Origin of the sequence: Micromonospora sp. NPDC050200 (assembly GCF_040656135.1) — a bacterium.
In the GTDB taxonomy this organism is placed as follows: Bacteria; Actinomycetota; Actinomycetes; order Mycobacteriales; family Micromonosporaceae; genus Micromonospora.
Genome location: NZ_JBFALG010000020.1, coordinates 84,028 through 100,596 on the forward strand (window position 1 = coordinate 84,028; position 16,569 = coordinate 100,596).

The window sequence follows — 16,569 nt, forward strand, 5'->3', positions numbered from 1 at the left end:
CGCCTCGAGCTTCAAACATCGGCTTGCTCGGGTTGCCTACTCCGGGTCAGGGGAGTAGGCAGTAGGTCCACCCATGCTGAGCTGGAGAGACCACATGAGACCTCGGGCCCTCATCACCGCGACCATCGCTCTGGCCACGCTCGTGGCCGGAACCGCCGTTCCCGCACAGGCAAAGCCGGCCGAGCCGCCGAAGGAGCCGGTGGCCGTCGGGTACGGGGGCGCGGTGTCCACCGTGGATGCCACCGCCACGGCGGTCGGGCTGGATGTGCTGCGGCGCGGTGGCAACGCGGTCGACGCGGCGGTCGCCGCGGCGGCGGCGCTCGGCGTCACCGAACCCTTCTCGGCCGGCGTCGGCGGCGGTGGCTTCTTCGTCTACTACGACGCTAAGACCGGGCGAGTGCACACCATCGACGGCCGCGAGTCGGCGCCGGCGTCGATGACCGAGACCAGCTTCATCAACCCGGCCACCGGGCAGCCGTACCGGTTCGACGAGGCCCGGATCAGCGGGCTGTCGGCGGGCGTCCCCGGCACCCTGCTCACCTGGCAGGACGCGCTGGACCGCTGGGGCACCCGGTCGCTGGCGCAGATGCTCATGCCCGCCGCGCGGGTCGCCGAGGACGGCTTCACCGTCGACGAGACCTTCGCCGGCCAGATCGCCGCGAATCAAGCCGCGTTCGGGCAGTTCAGCTCGACCAGCGCGCTGTACCTGCCCGGCGGCCAGCCGCCGGCGGTCGGCAGCACCTTCCGCAACCTGGACCTCGCCGAGACGTACCGGCTGATCGCCAGGCAGGGCACCGACGTGTTCTACCGGGGCGAGGTCGGCAACGACCTGGTTGCCACCGTGCAGCACCCGCCGGTGGCGGCGCAGCCGATCGGCTCATGGCCGTACCCGATCCGCCCGGCCGGGATGACCTCCGGCGACCTCGCCGGCTACCGCGCCCGCTTCCCCGAGCCGACCCGGTCGGACTACCGCGGTCTCGAGGTGTACGGCATGTCCACCCCGTCGAGCGGCGGCACCGCGGTGGGCGAGGCGCTCAACATTCTCGAGCAGTTCGACCTGCGGTCGATGACCGCGACCCAGGCGATGCACCACTACCTGGAGGCCAGCGCGCTGGCGTTCGCCGACCGCAACCGGTACGTCGGCGACCACACCCCGCCCAACGTGCTCCGCGAACTGCTCGGCGACGCGTACGCCAAGGAACGCGCGTGCCTGATCGATGCCTCGGCGGCGCTGCCCAAGCCGGTCGCACCCGGCGTCCCCGACAGCGCCTACGACGGCTGCTCGGCGGCGACGGTCGCCGACACCCGCGACGACCGCAAGAGCACCACCAACCTGACCGTGGCCGACCGGTGGGGCAACGTGGTGGAGTACACGCTGACCATCGAGGCGACCGGCGGCAACGGGATGGTCGTACCCGGTCGGGGATTCCTGCTCAACAACGAGCTGACCGACTTCAATTTCGCGCCGACCCAGGGCACCGCGCCCGACCCGAACCTGCCGGCGCCGGGCAAGCGCCCGCGCAGTTCGATGTCGCCCACAATCGTGCTGGCCGACGGACGGCCGTTCCTGGCTGTCGGCACGCCCGGGGGCGCGACGATCATCACCACGGTCCTGCAGATGCTGGTCAACCGGATCGACCGGGGAATGACCCTGCCGGAGGCGCTGGCGGCGCCGCGGGCATCGCAGCGCAACGGCGCCAGCACTCAGGCCGAGCCGGCGTTCATCACCGCGTACGCCAACGGCCTCCCCCCAGGTCACGCCTTCTCTTCCACCCTGGAGATCGGCGCCGCGACCGGTATCGAGTTCCTGGAGGACGGCCGGCTGCTCGCCGCGGCCGAGCCGGTACGCCGGGGCGGCGGCGCGGCGGCCGTGGTCGGCCGCTGGGCGCGCCACTGACGGTGCGGACCGCGGCGACGGCTCAGTTTCATCTGAGCCGTCGCCGTGCTCCTCACTGCCGGCGGACAGGTTGTCACAGCCCGCGGACGAGCACGACTGAGCGACGTCGTCCCGGGGTGTCGGGCGGCTGACACTGCCAGAGCCGCATTTTGCACCCATCGAAAAGGGTCCTGAGCAGGGGTTATAGCTGTTACTGCGGCGACGTACGGTTCGTATAACACATTTCGTGATGACGGCGAGAAAACGTCATATTTTCGCCGTTGGCGGTGGCGTGTCGACGGGCAGTGTGGCCTACCGTGTCGCCACTCGATGTTCGGAGCCGGAGGTGCGGCCCGTGACGCTCTATGGATGGGATACCAGCGACTACGACGTCAGCAGGGGTTTGACCCCGGCCCGGGTGGCCGCGGCGGCCGCCCTGGGCATCAGCTTCCTGACCAGCAAGGGGACCGAGCAATCACCATCCGGCGTCTTTCATAGCCTGAGCTGCGGATGGATCCTGACCGCCGGGCGGAACGCCGGCATCCCGTACCTCGGGATGTATGTCGTGGTCCGCTCCGGGGTGCCGACGGCAACCCAGGCGCAGACCGCGATCGCCTACGCCGACGCGCATCTGCCCTGGTGGTCAAGCTGGCCCGGGTTCTTCTGGCAGATCGACCTGGAGCGGTGGCCGTACGACAGCGTCGCGCCCGCCGTCGGCGTCCAGGTCGGCACCGAGCTGGAGAGGCGCACCTCCAAGACAGCGGTGATGTACGCCTCGAAGGGCCAGTACGGCTCCAGCGCGCTGGGCGACTTTCCGCGCTGGAACGCCAACTATCCGCACAACCTCGACGAGGCCTTCACCACCGCGTACACGAGAGCCGGCGGAGACACTGGTCCCGGCTGGCAGGCGTACGGGACGCCGTCGGCCGTTCCGCGGATCTGGCAGTACACCAGCACCGCCCGGATCGGCGCCCAGCACACCTGTGACGCGAACGCGTTCCGGGGCACGCACACCGAGTTCGCGGTGATGATCGGCGACACCGCAGAAGGGGGCAAGGACGTGAAGACGGCTTCTATCGTCACGATCTACCCGGGTTTCACAGTCCCGGCGGACGGCGCCTTCCACGCCATCCGATGGAGCGACGGTCACACCGGCTACCAGGTCACCGCCGCAGGTATCATCGGTCACCAGTCGAAGCTGGACCTGGCCGGCCTCCACCAGGGCGATCTGGTCCAGGTCAGGGCGGTCTATGTCTTTCCCGGCAACCCGACGCCCACCGCGCAGGCGTTGAACCAGCAGACGGTGACGGTCAATCCGACCACCATCGGCGACCAGTTCGTGGTCATCAGCGCCAACGAGAACCACCAGGTCCCGGCCGGCACCACGATCACCTTCGAGGTGGCCGTCACCCCGGCGCCCGGCACGGCCGGGCGGAATCTCACCTTCGGTGACGCCACCCGCAAGACGGTCCTCTTGTTCTCCTGACCGGCTTCGGCGGGGTGCTCAGCGTCGAGGAGAAGGCGGGTCGGGCGGGGGCCGCCGCGCTGCTGGCCGGGCTGGGGCTTTGCAGGCGTGGTGGAGAGAGTCGGAGCGGCCTTGTCCCGCCGCCTGCCCCTGACGGGTGGCCCCGCCAACCGGGATGCGGTCGGCGAGGCCACTCGTCGGGAGACTGACGGTGGCTAGCGGTGGCAGGATGCCGAGCCGGACTCCGTGAAGCCGCTGGTGCTGCCGGCGATCGGCACGAACCGCCAGTCGTAACCGGTGGGCCTGAGGGTCAGTTCAAGCGCCCCGAACGTGTCGCCCTGTGCGACCTCCAGGTTGGGGACCTGGTCAGGGGTGCCGTGGAACCCGACGCCTCCGGTGCCGACGATGAACGCCCGCGGTGCGTCGGGCCGGGGGTTGCCGTCCACGTCCTGCGGCGCGAACCGCTGGTAGCTGTGGTCGTGTCCGTTGAGGACCACGTCCACCCCGTACCGGTCGGCGAGCTCGTAGAGCGGTCTGCCGTCGGGGTTGCCGTAGATTCCGCCGCGGAAGGTGCCGGTGTGCACGGGCTTGTGCCAGGCGGCCATGACGCACTGGTTGTGGTGCCGCTGGAGGTCCTGCTGGAGCCAGGCGTACTGCGCCGAGCCCGGAGCACACGACACCACGCCACACTCGCTGTTGAGTGCCACGACGTGCCAGCGGCCGATGTCGTACGAGTAGTAGCCCTTCTCCCGGTCGCCGGCCCGACCGTCAGGTACACCTGCGCCGTTGAAGTAGTCGAAGTAGCCGTCGGCGCGGGCCCCCGGGTAGTAGGCCTGCCCGTACTCGTGGTTGCCGACGATCGGGTAGGTGATGTCCTTGAACGCGCCCCACGACTTGTCGTAGGAGGAGAGGAACGCGGGGAGCGTGCCGACGTCGTACTGGTTGTCGGCGAGAGTGAGCACGGCGTCGGGGTTCAGCGACCTGACCGTGTCGGCGACGGCGGCTTGTTGACAGACCGTGGGCGTGGTGCGGCTGGTCGCCGCGCAGGCGATGTCGCCCGAGGCCACGATGCGCGCCACGTCGGGACCCGCCATGGGGCCGGGCCGGATCTGGCCGCGGTCGTAGGCACCAGGTTCGATGGTCGGCGGTGGGGTCCGGAACGTGACGTTCTCGGTGCTCGCGTTGCCTGCCGCGTCCGTGACGGATACGGCCAGGGTGTGCTCGCCGGCCGGGATGTTGCCGGTCGGGAAGGAGTTCGGGACGGGGATGGTGCGACCGTCCAGCCTGGCGGTCACGGAGGCGACTGCGGAGACGCTGTCGGTTGCCGCCACGGTGACCTCGACTCGATCCCCGGTGACAGTGGCGCCGTCAGCGGGGGTGGTGCCGGTGATGACAGGTCCGGTGTTGTCGGTCAGGAACCGGACGATCGTGGCGCTGCCGACCGAGGTTGCGGTGAGGGTGTGTGGGCCGTCGTTCAACGGGCGGGTGTCCACGGTTGCGGCGACACCGTGCGCCCGGGATTCGTCGAGGGTGACGGCGAAGTTGGCGGTCACCTGCTGTTCGGTCGCGTTGCCGCCCGGGTAGCCGTCGCCGAGGGATACGGCGCGGGTGGGCGGAACCGCGGGATCAGAGATGTCCGTACCGTCAAGCGTCGTGACCCGGATGTTGCGGACAGTGAAATCGTCGTGGTTCGCGGTGAGGTCGGTGGGCGAGATCGAGCTGCCGGCGCGGATCGTGACGGTGTTCGTTCCGGCGGTCAGGTAGCCGGCCGGAATCGCGATCTCCGCCGTGGCGTAGCCGAGGTAGTCCTTGTTGATCAGGGTTACCAGCTTGCCGTTCACCCAGACCGAGTTCAGCAGTCGCTGGGATCCACTCTGGATTCCCTCACCCTCGAAGCGCAGGGTGGCCGGCAGGCTCGACACCGTGGCGGTGCTCAGCGGGCCACCGTCCAGATCCAGCGAAGGCACGGGTAAACCTGCGGCGTAGATGGTGGTGACGCCGTGGATGACGTCGCCGTCGTGGATCGAGGTCGCGGGAGGCGTTTCCTGCGCGAGTGCCGGTCCGCTCAGCACGCCGACGAGCAGTCCGGTGACAGCGACGGCCGTCAACGCCCGGCGGTGGGGGCGGTGCAAGATCATGTGTCCCTCCAAGCTTCTGTCGGGCGTGCCACTCGCAACGGCACAGCCGCAAAACTCGGTCAGGCTAGGAACCGAGGCGATCTTGACGGTGAACGCGTCGACAACACTGGTGTTCTGTGTGGTGGCGAACGCGGGCACGGTGGGAAGCGGTCACCGGGTGTAGATCGACCACGATGGCAGGTGGGAGACGCAGTATCTCCACCCGCTCGAACCGCCGCTGGTCGCGGTCGGTCAGTGGGTCGCCCGAGGCGACCAGATCGGAGGGGTCACGGTCGAGACCCCATGTCGACGGTTCACCGTACGTGATCCAGTTGGCCGCCGCCGGCGAATCCCTGCGCCTGGATGGACATCGCGGCCTGCCCCGGCGCTTTCGGTCAGCCCACCTTCGGTACGGCGCGGGAGATGATCGCGGCGAAGTCGATCCCGCTCGGGAGTGTGCCGAACGTCTGGCCGTGGTCGCCGCCGAGCCGGGAGGCGCAGAAGGCGTCGGCGATGGCGGGATGGCCGTGCCGCACCAACAGCGAGCCCTGCAGGACCAGTGCGAGCCGTTCGACGACGCGGCGGGCCCGCAGTTCGAGGTCGCCGTGGTCGGACAGGTCGGCCTGCACCTGGCGTACCGCGGCGTCGAGCCGCGCGTCGGCGCCGGCGGCGGCGGTCGCCTCGGCCCGGAACGCCTCCATGACCTGGGGTTCCTTGGCGAGAGCGCGCAGTACGTCCAGCGCGGCGACGTTGCCGGAGCCCTCCCAGATCGAGTTCAGTGGGGACTCGCGGAACAGCCGCGGCATGCCTGACTCCTCGACGTAGCCGTTTCCGCCCAGGCATTCGAGGGCCTCGGCGGCGTGTGCCGGCCAGCGCTTGCAGACCCAGTACTTGCCGACGGCGAGGGCGAGCCGTTTGAACGCGGTCTCGCTGGCGTCGCCGCGCGCGGATCGGTCGGTCGCTCCGGCGAGCCGCATCATGAGGACGGTGGCGGCCTCGGACTCGACCGCGAGGTCGGCCAGCACGTTGCGCATCAGCGGCTGGTCGACGAGGTAACGGCCGAAGGCCCGCCGGTGGGTGGCGTGGTGGGCGGCGGTGATCACGCCTTGGCGCATCCCGGCTGCCGCGCCGATGACGCAGTCGAGGCGGGTCAGGTTGACCATGTCGATGATGGTGCGCACGCCACGGCCCTCGTCTCCGACGCGCCAGGCGACCGCGTGCTCGTACTCGACCTCCGCCGAGGCGTTGGACCGGTTGCCGAGTTTGTCCTTCAGGCGCATCAGCCGCATCGTGTTGCGCGTGCCGTCCGGAAGGACGCGCGGGACGAGGAAGCAGGTGAGTCCGCCCGGTGCCTGGGCGAGGGTGAGGAAGATGTCGCACATCGGCGCCGACGTGAACCACTTGTGCCCGAGAAGCCGGTAGGTGCCGTCCGGCTCGGGGTGGGCGGTGGTGGCGTTGGCGCGCACGTCCGAGCCACCCTGCTTCTCCGTCATTGACATTCCGGCCAGCAGCCCCTGCTTGGCCAGCGGTGGACGCAGCCCGAAGTCGTACGTCGCGGCGGTGAGCAGCGGCTCGTACTGCGCGGCCAGCTCAGCGTTGTGTCGTAGCGCCGGCACCGCCGCGTAGGTCATCGAGATCGGGCAGCCGTGCCCGGCGTCGGGGCGCCAGGTGTAGAACTTGGCCGCCCGGGCCACGTGTGCGCCCGGCCGGCCGTCCGCCCACGGCGCGGCGTGCAGGCCGTGCGTGACCGCGGTGCGCATCAGCTCGTGCCAGGCCGGGTGGAACTCCACCTCGTCGATCCGGTGGCCGTAGCGGTCGTGGGTGCGCAGCACCGGCGGGTGTTCGTTCGCCAGCCGTCCGTACTCGATCGCCTGCTCGGTACCGCCCATCCGGCCGAGCTCGTGCAGCTCGGCGGCGGCCCAGCCGGCGCCCTCCCGCTCGAGGCCGTCGAGCAGTGCCGGGTCGTCCGCCGCGTCGTGGCCGGCCAGCGCGGGAACCTGGTTGAAGACCTCGTGTGTCGTCACGGCGATACTCCAAGTGCGCGGTGAATGAACGTGATCAGGCTGGGGATGGTGCTCGGGCCGGCGACCCCGGCGGCCAGCGGACCGACCATGGCCTCGGCCAGGGCGCCGACCAGAGCGGTCGCGGCCAGCTCCGGGTCCTGCGGGGGTAGTTCACCGCTCGCCACACCCGCGGCGACGTACCCGGCGATCAGTTCGGCGTACGCACGGCGGAAGGCGAGCCGCTCCGCGTCGACCGCTGGGTCGACCGGCTCGGCGAGCAGGGCGTACGCCAACCGCGGGGACTGCAGCGCGCGACCGGAGAACGTCTCGATGACGGCTGACATCCGCTCGGCGATGGTGGTCTCCAGCGCCGCGGCGCGCGCGACAGCGTCCACCTCGCGCTGCGAGGCCGTGCGAAACACCTCGGCGAACAAATCGGCCTTGGTGGGGAAATGGCGGTAGACGCTGCCGGTCGCCACGCCGGCCTGCTCGGCGACGGCGGCGACCGAACAGCCGGCGTATCCGTGCCCGGCCATGATCTCCAGTGCGGCGGCAATGATCCGCTCCCGCGAGGCGATCAGTCGAGCTCTCACACGCTCGGTGCTCCGGTAGGCCACGCAAGAATTGAACCATCATTCAATCCTTGACTGCCAGGTGGAGGCCGCAGGAAACCAGCGAACGCCCTGATACGTGACCGACGCAAACCACCACCACTCGCCGGTCGCACGTTCGACGAGAACCGGATCCTGCTTCCACAGGTGGCCCCGTCGGCAAGGCGGAGGAACTCGGCATAACCGGGGGGAGATGTCGTCGAGCGGCTCGTCCAAAGGGACCGGCGGTGGCAGCTCCAGCGGCCCAACCGGCGCCGCCAGGTGCGGGAATTCTCGCTGTACTCGTCGGACGGGGCCTGGGTAGGCTCCGGCGATGAGTCCGAGCTCACCCGGCCGATCGACCGGTGAGTCCGCGTTGGATCCCTCGCCTGGAAGGATCCGCGAGATGGGTCTGGAAGCGGTGGAGTGGGTCGCCGCCTACCACGGCTCGATCCGCGACCAACCCATCACTCCGCGGACGTCTGCGGCCGCGCTGAAGGATCTGCTCGCCGAGCCGCTGCCTGCCGAGGGCCGCGATTTCAGCCACTTGCTCGACGTCTTTCGCGATGTGATAGCGCCTGGTAGCCGGCACAACGCGCATCCGCGCTTCTTCGGGTACGTCTCCGCGCCGGGCACGGCGGTGGCGTCGGTGGCCGACTTCCTCGCCTCGGCTCTGAACGCGAACCTTCCCGCTTGGCGGTCAGCGCCGGCCCCCACCGAGCTGGAACACGTGGCGATCGGCTGGATCAAGGAGGCGCTCGGCTGTGACCCGAGCGCGGGTGGGCTCTTCATGAGCGGCGGCTCGATGGCCAACTTCACCGCTCTCGCCGCCGCGCGGCACCGCCACTGCGGCGATGCGGTCGCAGCCGACGGCGTGAGCGCCCATCCCAGGCCGCTGCGCATCTACGCCTCCCAGGAGACCCACCACTCGATCCACAAGGCCGCGGCCCTCCTCGGTATCGGGCGGGGGAACGTACGAGAGGTCGCGGTGGACGCACGCTTCCGGATGGACGTCGACGACCTCGTACGCAAGATCGAAGAGGACCTGAGCGCGGCAGCGGATCCGTTCTGTGTGGTTGCGAACGCGGGCACGGTGGGAACCGGTGCGGTCGATCCGCTGGCGGAGATCGCGGCAGCGGCGAAGCGTTACGGGCTGTGGATGCATGTCGACGCCTGTTACGGCGGATTCGCCCGGCTCGCCCCCTCGGCCCGCGCGCTCTTCGATGGCCTGTCGGAGGCGGACTCGATCGCGCTCGACCCGCACAAGTGGCTCTACCTGCCCGCCGACTGCGGCTGCCTCATCTACCGCAACCCCGAGGCGGCGCGCGCCGCCTTCACCCTGGACGCCGACTACACCCGGGTCATGCAGACCGAGCCCGCCGAAGCGTTCACCTTCTGGGATTACGGCCCGGACCTCTCCCGGCGTTTCCGCGCCCTCAAGGTCTGGATGGTGCTGGCCCACGCCGGTTCGCAGGCTGTCGGCGAAGCGATCGAATCCAACCTCGACTGCGCCCGCCACCTGGCGGAACTCGTCGACGCCAGCGACGACTTCGAGCTGCTCTCCCCGGTCGAGCTCTCCATCTTCTGCTTCCGCTACCTGCCCCCGGCGGTACGTACCGGGCCGATGTCCCGGGTCGAGGAGCAGGAACTCGATCGCCTCAACGAACGAATCCTGGTCTCGCTGCAGCAGGCCGGTAGCTCGTACCTGTCGAACGCGACCATCAACGGCCGCTTCGCGCTACGCGGCTGCGTACTCAACTACCGCACCACCCGCAACGACATGGAGATACTGCTCGACGACGTACGCCGCGCCGCCGAGCAGGTGTCCGGCGACCGTCCACTCACCGAGGGTGGATGAGGCACATTCCGCCGGGAGCGGGCCGGTCCATCGTGGCCAACGCGTTGGGCACCTCGGCGAGGCCGACGGTGCGGGTGATCAGCTCGGCGGGGCGCAGTACGCCGGCGGTGACCAGCCGGAGCAGCTCCGGATAGGCGTGCGCGGCCATGCCGTGACTGCCCCGCAGCTCCAGCTCGAACGCGATCACGAGCTCCATCGGCAGGGCCGGGCGGCCCTGGGCGGCGGGGAGGAGTCCGACCTGCACGTGCCGTCCGCGGCGCCGCAGGCTTTCGATCGAGGCGGTGCAGGTGGCGTGACTGCCCAACGCGTCGAGCGACAGGTGGGCGCCGCCGCCGGTTGCCTCCCGAACGGCCGCGGCCACCGCGCCGGGTCCGGTGAGGGCACTGCCGTCCAGGCAGACCGTGGCCCCGCAGCTCCTGGCCAGCTCGAGCGCGCCGGGGGCGACGTCGACCGCCACCACCTGCGCGCCGCAAGCCGCCGCGATCATCACCGCGGAGAGCCCCACTCCGCCGCAGCCGTGCACCGCAACCCACTCGCCCGCGGTGACCCGCCCCTGGCTGACCACGGCCCGGAACGCCGTGGCGAAGCGGCAGCCGAGCGCCGCCGCGGCCGGGTAGTCCAGCTCGTCGGGGAGCCGGACCAGGTTGACGTCGGCGTTCTGCACCGCCACGTACTCGGCGAACGAGCCCCAGTGGGTGAAGCCGGGCTGCGTCTGCCGCTCGCAGACCTGCTGGTCGCCCGCCAGGCAGGGCGGGCACTGCCCGCACGCGCAGACGAAGGGAGCGGTGACCCGGTCGTCGGGCCGCCAGCCGCGTACGCCAGCACCGACCGCCGTGACGACGCCGGCGTACTCGTGGCCGGGGACGTGTGGCAGGCGGATGTCGGGATCGTGTCCCTGCCAGCCGTGCCAGTCGCTGCGGCACAACCCGGTCGCCTCGACGCGGATGACCGCGCCCCCCGACGCTGGCACCGGCTCCGGGACGTCGCGGACCTCGGGCCGGGCACCGAACTCGTCGAAGATCACGGCACGCATGCGCCGCATCCTCACATGCCAGGGACCCGCCGGCGCGCCCACCCCCGCCGGACCCGCGGTATCTGCCATCGAGGCCTTGTCCAGCACCAACCGGCCGGTCGGGCTGACTGAAGCTGACGGCGCGCACCCGCCCCGTGCGGTCACGGGCTGCGCAGGCTGGGCTGCCTATGGTCGGCTGGCTCCTCGCCGCGCAGCTTTGCGCCGCCACAGAGTCGCCAGGACAAGGACGGCGAGTACGAGGGCAGCGCCGAGGCTGAGTCCGGTGCGCGACGAGAACGCCGACCGTTCCGCGGCCTGACCATGACGCTCGCCTTTGACGGCGACCACGGGACCGTCGTACTTCTTCTCGTCGGGTGTCACCAGGTGGCCGATGGACGCGTGGGGAGGGAGCGCGAAGCCCCAGTCGAGCAGGGCGGTGGCCTCTCCGAGACTCCCCAACGGCGCGGTTTCCGCTCCCAGCAAGGTCACCGCGAGCCGTCGGCCGTTGCGTTCGGCCACGCCGACGTACGTTTGCCGAGCCAGGTCGGTGAAGCCGGTCTTCCCCCCGAGCGTTCCGGGGTAGCGGTCCAGCAGCGTGGTGTCGTGGGTGATCTCGAACCCCGGGTTTTCCGGTTGTGCCGGTATCTGCGCCACCCTGGTTGCCACGTATCGCCGAAAGTCTTCGCGGGCGAAGGTGGCTCGCGTGATCAGCGCGAGGTCGTATGCGCTGGTGTACTGACCGGTGCCGTCCAGGCCCGAGGGTGTTGCCGCGTGGGTCTGGTTCGCGTGTAGCCGGCGCGCTTCGTCGTTCATCGCCTGTACTCCGCCCTGCCTTCCGGCGGCGCCGCCGCCGACGCGAGCCAGCACGTTGGCCGCGTCGTTGCCCGATTTGAGGAGGAGACCCAGCCACAGGCTCTCGATCGAGTACCGGCCGCCCGCGACCACCCCCATCAGTGAGCTGGCCGGATCGAGATCGCGCAGATCCGCCTGGGTCACCTCAACCATCTGGGCCGGATCGAGGCGGGGCATCATGGCCGCCGCCAGCAGCAGCTTCTGCACGCTGGCGGGCGTTCGGTGCTCGTGGGGGCCGCACCCACCCAGAACCTCACCGCTGTTGAGATCCGCCACGAGCCACGAGGTGGCGGTCACTGCCGGCGCCATGGGCGCACCTGCGGGAATGGCCAATCCTGCCGTCGCCAGCGACTGCCCTCCGACCGCACCCTGGACGGCGTCAACCGGTGGCGGAGACGGCGCGGCGGGTGGGGGCACCGGCGGCTTCACGGCCGGGCATGGCACGTACGCCGCAGCGGTCGCCCGCGTCGGTGGCACGACCGCGACAGCAGGCACCACCAGGACAGCACTCAACGCGATGGCCGCAACACGAAAGGAAGTCACATTAAAGCAAGGTAATCCCCACGAGGTGGGCGTGGTCAGGGTTGGAGAAAACGCGCCATGGTGACGGCGAGGGTTGTTGTGGTCAGAGCCCGTGGAGGTGCCGTTGATCAACTCGTGACTCGCCGGAGGTCAGGATGAGGCGAAGCCGACTCGCCCGCTGTGTCGAACCGGGCATCAGGCGCAGCCGGGTCACACCGGACCGGGGAGGTCTCCTGTTACTTCTTCCGTCCAAACGGGCACGGACGAAAATGGTGAGTCTATTCCGGCCAATGGGCGAACCACGGAATAAAGGTCGCCCATGAAGCGCGTTTCCCGAATCTGTCGAAATTGCGCGCAGACCTCCGCGCGGTGGGGAGAATGTGGCGGAGGGAAAGCCATGAAAGGGGGACACCATGGAGCTGAGACGGCGATTGACGCTGTGGTCGGTGGCCATCGCGACCACACCGTTGGCCCTCGGCGGGTGCACCGCGGACCGCATGCCGGGCGCCCGGCATGCCGAGGGAAGGGTGGGGCCGCCGGAACTGACGGTGACGCCCGGCGACAAGTCGCGGGACGTGCCGGTCAGCGCCGAGGTCGGTACTCGGGTCACCGGCGGTCGGATCACGGCTGTGCGGATCACCGACGACAAGGGCGCCGAGGTCAAGGCGGAGCCCCGAGAGGACACGTCGGCCTGGGTTCCGAGCGCACCGTTGCAGCCCGAACGGACCTACACCGCCGAGGTGACCGCGACTGGCGACAAGGGGGCGAAGACCACCCGGAAGACCACCTTCACCACCACGCCGAAATCGTCGAAACCGGCGATCACCAGTACGTTGTATTTCGCCGGCAACCAGACGTATGGGACGGCCATGCCGGTGACGGTTGCATTCGACCCACCCATTCCGAAAGAGGCCAGAGCGGATGTGCAGCGCCGGTTGTTCGTGAAGACAAACCCCCCGCAACCGGGCACGTGGTCCTGGCTGGACGACGGCAGTCAGATCTATTATCGGGCCCCCGATTTCTGGCGACCTGGCACCACGATCAGCGTCCGGACCGGCCTGGAGGGGCTGCCGATCGGCAAGGACCAGGTCGGTGACGCCGACCGGAGCGCCACCTCCAGGATCGGTCGCCAGGTGTCCCTGGAGATCGACAACGCCAGCAAGCAGATGTCGGTGATGCGCGACGGAAAGCTCCTCCGCAAGATTCCGGTCAGCCTCGGCAAACCGAGCACGCCGACCTCCAGCGGCAAGATGGTGATCATGGAACAGCACCAGTACGCGACGTTCGACACCCGGGGCGACCCGAACGGCGGCTACGTCGTCGATGTCGAGGACGCCCAGCGGCTGACCCAAGGCGGTGAGTTCATCCACGGGGCACCGTGGTCCGAAGGGGACCAGGGCAACACCAACGTCTCCCACGGCTGCACCAACGTCTCCGCCGCCGCCGCCGACTGGCTGATGGGCGTCACGCAGGTCGGCGACCTGGTCACCGTCAAGGGCACCGAGGTCGAGTTGACCGAGGGCAACGGCTGGACGGCCTGGAACGTCAGCTGGGACGAGTTCGTCAAGGGCAGTGCGCTGCCGGTGCCGCCCGGGCTCCGACCGACCCCGACCCACACGCCGGACCCGGGCGCGGTGGCGGGTGGCTCGCCGGTGCCGACCCCGTCCGTCCGCGGCGGCTGATCCGGGCGTACGTGACAGGGACCGGCCCGCCACCCGAACGGGCCGGTCCCGTCGTGTCGTCGCGGCACTCGGTTTTGCGGCACCCGCTCAGGCCAGCGGTTCCGTTGCGTTGACTGTGGCCTACCTGGCGCGCCGGAATCAGACGTGCGTGATCACGCCCTTTCCGTACGAGGAGAGGGTCTTCTCCTTCTCGTCATGCATGAGGTAGAGGGCGAAGTTGTGGACCCCGATCTCCTTGAGCTCCTGGAGCCGGTCGATGTGTGCCGACTCGGGTCCGAGCAGACAGAACCGGTCGACGATCTCATCCGGCACAAAGTCCGTGGACGGATTGCCGGCGCGACCGTGGTGTGCGTAGTTGTAGCCCGCCCGGCCCTTGATGTAGTCGGTCAGCGCCTTCGGCACCACCCCTGAGTCGCCGTAGCGGGCGACCAGGTCGGCCACGTGGTTGCCCACCATGCCGCCGAACCAGCGCAGCTGATCCCGTTGGTGCGCCAGGTTCGCGCCCACATAGGCGGGTGCGGCCACGCACATCGTGATCGAGTCCGGATCTCGGCCTGCGGCGGTGGCCGCGTCACGTACCGAGCCGATCGTCCATCGGGCGATGTCGGGATCGGCCGTCTGCAGGATGAAGCCGTCGGCCTGTTCGCCGACGAGCCGCAGCGCTTTCGGGCCGTACGCGGCCATCCAGATCTCCAGCTTGCCGTCACGCACCCATGGGATGCGCACCGGCGTGCCGTGGTGTTCGACCTCGTTGCCTTCGGCCAGCTCCTTGATCACGTGCATGGCCTCTTTCAGCGTGGCCAGGCTCGCCGGCGGTTGGCCGATGACCCGGCGGGCCGAGTCGCCACGGCCGATCCCGCACACCGTGCGGTTGCCGAACATGTCGTTGAGCGTGGCGAAGAGCGACGCCGTGACCGACCAGTCGCGGGTGCTCGGGTTGGTCACCATCGGCCCGACGATCAGGTGCCTGGTCGCGGCGAGGACCTGCGAGTAGATGACGAACGGCTCCTGCCACAGCACGCAGGAGTCGAACGTCCACCCGTAGCGGAACCCGTTGTCCTCGGCAGCGGTGAGGCCCGCCACGACGTCGCGAGCGGGCGGGTCGGTCTGAAGTACGACACCGAAGTCCACGGCTTCTCCTTGGTCAGACCAGGTATTGACTGAGATCGCGCTTCAGGAACGTGCCGTGTCCGGCCGCGCCGTGGAAGGCGTTGTCGTCGACGATGACCCGACCACGGGAGAGCACGGTGGAGACCTTCCCGGTCAGCTCCATGCCCTCGTACGCCGAATAGTCCACGTTCATGTGGTGGGTGCTGGCAGAGATGGTCTGCTGCGCCGTCGGGTCGTACACCGTGATGTCCGCGTCCGCGCCGGGCGCGATGACGCCCTTGCGCGGGTAGAGGCCGAACATCCTGGCGGGCGTGGTCGAGCTGATCTCCACCCAGCGTGGAAGGGTGATCTCGCCCTTGACGACACCTTGATAGAGCAGGTCCATCCGGTGCTCGACGCCGGGCATCCCATTCGGGATCTTGGAGAAGTCTCCCCGGCCCAGCACCTTCTGGTCCTTGAAGCAGAACGGGCAGTGGTCGGTGGACACCAGCGACAGGTCGTTGGTGCGCAGGCCCCGCCACAGTTCCGCCTGGTGCTCCTTCGGGCGCAACGGGGGAGAGGCGACGTATTTCGCGCCCTCGAAGTCCGGCTTGGCCAGATCGTCCAAGGACAGGAACAGGTACTGCGGGCAGGTCTCCGCGAACACGTTCTGCCCGGTGTCGCGGGCCTGGGTGACCGCGTCGAGGGCGTGCGCGGCGGACAGGTGCACGATGTACAGCGGCGAGCCGGTGACCTTCGCCAGGGCGATCGCCCGGGAGGTGGCCTCGCCCTCCAACTCGGGTGGCCGGGTCAGCCCGTGCTGCACAGGGTCCGTGCGCTGGCTCGCGAGTGCCTGCGCGACGAGTTGATCGATGGCGATGCCGTTCTCCGCGTGCATCATGATCATCGACCCGGTGTCCCGGGCCTTCTGCATCGCCCGCAGGATTTCCCCGTCCGTGGCGTAGAAGACACCCGGATAGGCCATGAACATCTTGAACGTGTTGACGCCCGCGTCGATGCACGACTCCATTTCCTTCAGTGACGTGTCGTTGACGTCAGACACGATCATGTGGAACCCGAAGTCGATCGCGCAGTTGCCGTCGGCCTTGCTGTGCCATTTGTCCAGCGCCGACAGCAGGGACGTCCCTTTTGCCTGCACCGCGAAGTCGATGATCGTAGTGGTGCCACCCCAGGCTGCCGCGATGGTCCCGCTTTCGAAGGTGTCCGCTGAGAACGTGCCGCCGAACGGCATCTCCATGTGGGTGTGGCCGTCGATGCCGCCCGGCACCACGTACTTCCCGGCGGCGTCGATCACGCGCTCGGCGCCGGACGCCCACTGCTGCGCCAGGCCGGAGTCCGGTGCGGCGAGCGCGGCGATCCGCTCGCCCTCCACCAGCACGTCCGCCGGGTACGCCCCGGTCGCGTTGACGACTGTTCCGTTGCGGATGACGATGCTCATGCCGGCACCTCGCTGCGCTCGCCGCCGTCATGAGGCACAACGAC

11 protein-coding genes are annotated in these 16,569 nt (G+C 69.5%); 4 read left to right on the top strand and 7 right to left on the bottom strand.

Annotated features, from left to right (window positions below; all coding sequences use genetic code 11):
- Positions 1–94 precede the first annotated feature (94 nt).
- Both ggt and AB0I41_RS15925 read left to right on the top strand, forming a co-directional pair.
- Positions 95–1,897, top strand: coding sequence for a gamma-glutamyltransferase (gene ggt / locus AB0I41_RS15920; RefSeq protein ID WP_357107314.1), 1,803 nt, complete (start codon positions 95–97; stop codon positions 1,895–1,897).
- A gap of 334 nt (positions 1,898–2,231) precedes the next feature.
- A complete protein-coding gene (locus tag AB0I41_RS15925) occupies positions 2,232–3,362 on the top strand; it encodes a hypothetical protein (protein ID WP_357107317.1) in 1,131 nt (376 codons plus the stop codon).
- Positions 3,363–3,556: 194 nt separating this feature from the next.
- Here the strand turns inward: AB0I41_RS15925 and AB0I41_RS15930 are convergent, their stop codons facing one another.
- From AB0I41_RS15930 to AB0I41_RS15940, 3 genes are all read right to left on the bottom strand, one after another.
- Positions 3,557–5,479 carry a metallophosphoesterase gene (locus AB0I41_RS15930; protein WP_357107320.1) on the bottom strand — a complete coding sequence of 641 codons (1,923 nt, stop codon included), beginning with the start codon at positions 5,477–5,479 and terminating at the stop codon, positions 3,557–3,559.
- A 374-nt stretch (positions 5,480–5,853) separates the two neighbouring features.
- On the bottom strand, positions 5,854–7,482 hold the full coding sequence (locus tag AB0I41_RS15935) for an isovaleryl-CoA dehydrogenase (protein ID WP_357107323.1): 1,629 nt from the start codon (positions 7,480–7,482) through the stop codon (positions 5,854–5,856).
- The gene (locus AB0I41_RS15940; RefSeq protein WP_357107326.1) at positions 7,479–8,054 is read right to left on the bottom strand and encodes a TetR/AcrR family transcriptional regulator; all 576 of its coding nucleotides are present in this window, start codon (positions 8,052–8,054) and stop codon (positions 7,479–7,481) included. Before AB0I41_RS15940 ends, AB0I41_RS15935 begins: the two co-directional genes overlap by 4 nt.
- Positions 8,055–8,457: 403 nt before the next feature.
- Here AB0I41_RS15940 and AB0I41_RS15945 point away from each other — a divergent pair, with 403 nt between their 5' ends.
- Positions 8,458–9,909 carry an aminotransferase class I/II-fold pyridoxal phosphate-dependent enzyme gene (locus AB0I41_RS15945; RefSeq protein ID WP_357107328.1) on the top strand — a complete coding sequence of 484 codons (1,452 nt, stop codon included), beginning with the start codon at positions 8,458–8,460 and terminating at the stop codon, positions 9,907–9,909.
- On the opposite strand, the gene AB0I41_RS15950 is transcribed toward AB0I41_RS15945, so the two are convergent.
- Together AB0I41_RS15950 and AB0I41_RS15955 are read right to left on the bottom strand one after the other, a co-directional pair.
- Positions 9,893–10,942: a zinc-dependent alcohol dehydrogenase family protein gene (locus tag AB0I41_RS15950; protein ID WP_357107332.1), complete on the bottom strand. Its 1,050-nt coding sequence runs from the start codon at positions 10,940–10,942 to the stop codon at positions 9,893–9,895. The two genes, AB0I41_RS15945 and AB0I41_RS15950, sit on opposite strands and share 17 nt — an antisense overlap.
- 165 nt (positions 10,943–11,107) lie before the next feature.
- Positions 11,108–12,316 (bottom strand): D-alanyl-D-alanine carboxypeptidase, encoded by a 1,209-nt coding sequence (locus AB0I41_RS15955; protein ID WP_357107334.1) that lies wholly within the window; start codon positions 12,314–12,316, stop codon positions 11,108–11,110.
- A gap of 392 nt (positions 12,317–12,708) precedes the next feature.
- Here AB0I41_RS15955 and AB0I41_RS15960 point away from each other — a divergent pair, with 392 nt between their 5' ends.
- Positions 12,709–13,977 (top strand): Ig-like domain-containing protein, encoded by a 1,269-nt coding sequence (locus AB0I41_RS15960; protein ID WP_357107337.1) that lies wholly within the window; start codon positions 12,709–12,711, stop codon positions 13,975–13,977.
- 138 nt (positions 13,978–14,115) lie between these two features.
- On the opposite strand, the gene AB0I41_RS15965 is transcribed toward AB0I41_RS15960, so the two are convergent.
- Positions 14,116–15,108 (bottom strand): TIGR03842 family LLM class F420-dependent oxidoreductase, encoded by a 993-nt coding sequence (locus AB0I41_RS15965; RefSeq protein WP_357107340.1) that lies wholly within the window; start codon positions 15,106–15,108, stop codon positions 14,116–14,118.
- Between the two features lie 13 nt (positions 15,109–15,121).
- Entirely contained in the window at positions 15,122–16,525 is a 1,404-nt protein-coding gene (hydA, locus tag AB0I41_RS15970; RefSeq protein ID WP_357107343.1) for a dihydropyrimidinase, read from the bottom strand.
- Positions 16,526–16,569: the final 44 nt, after the last annotated feature.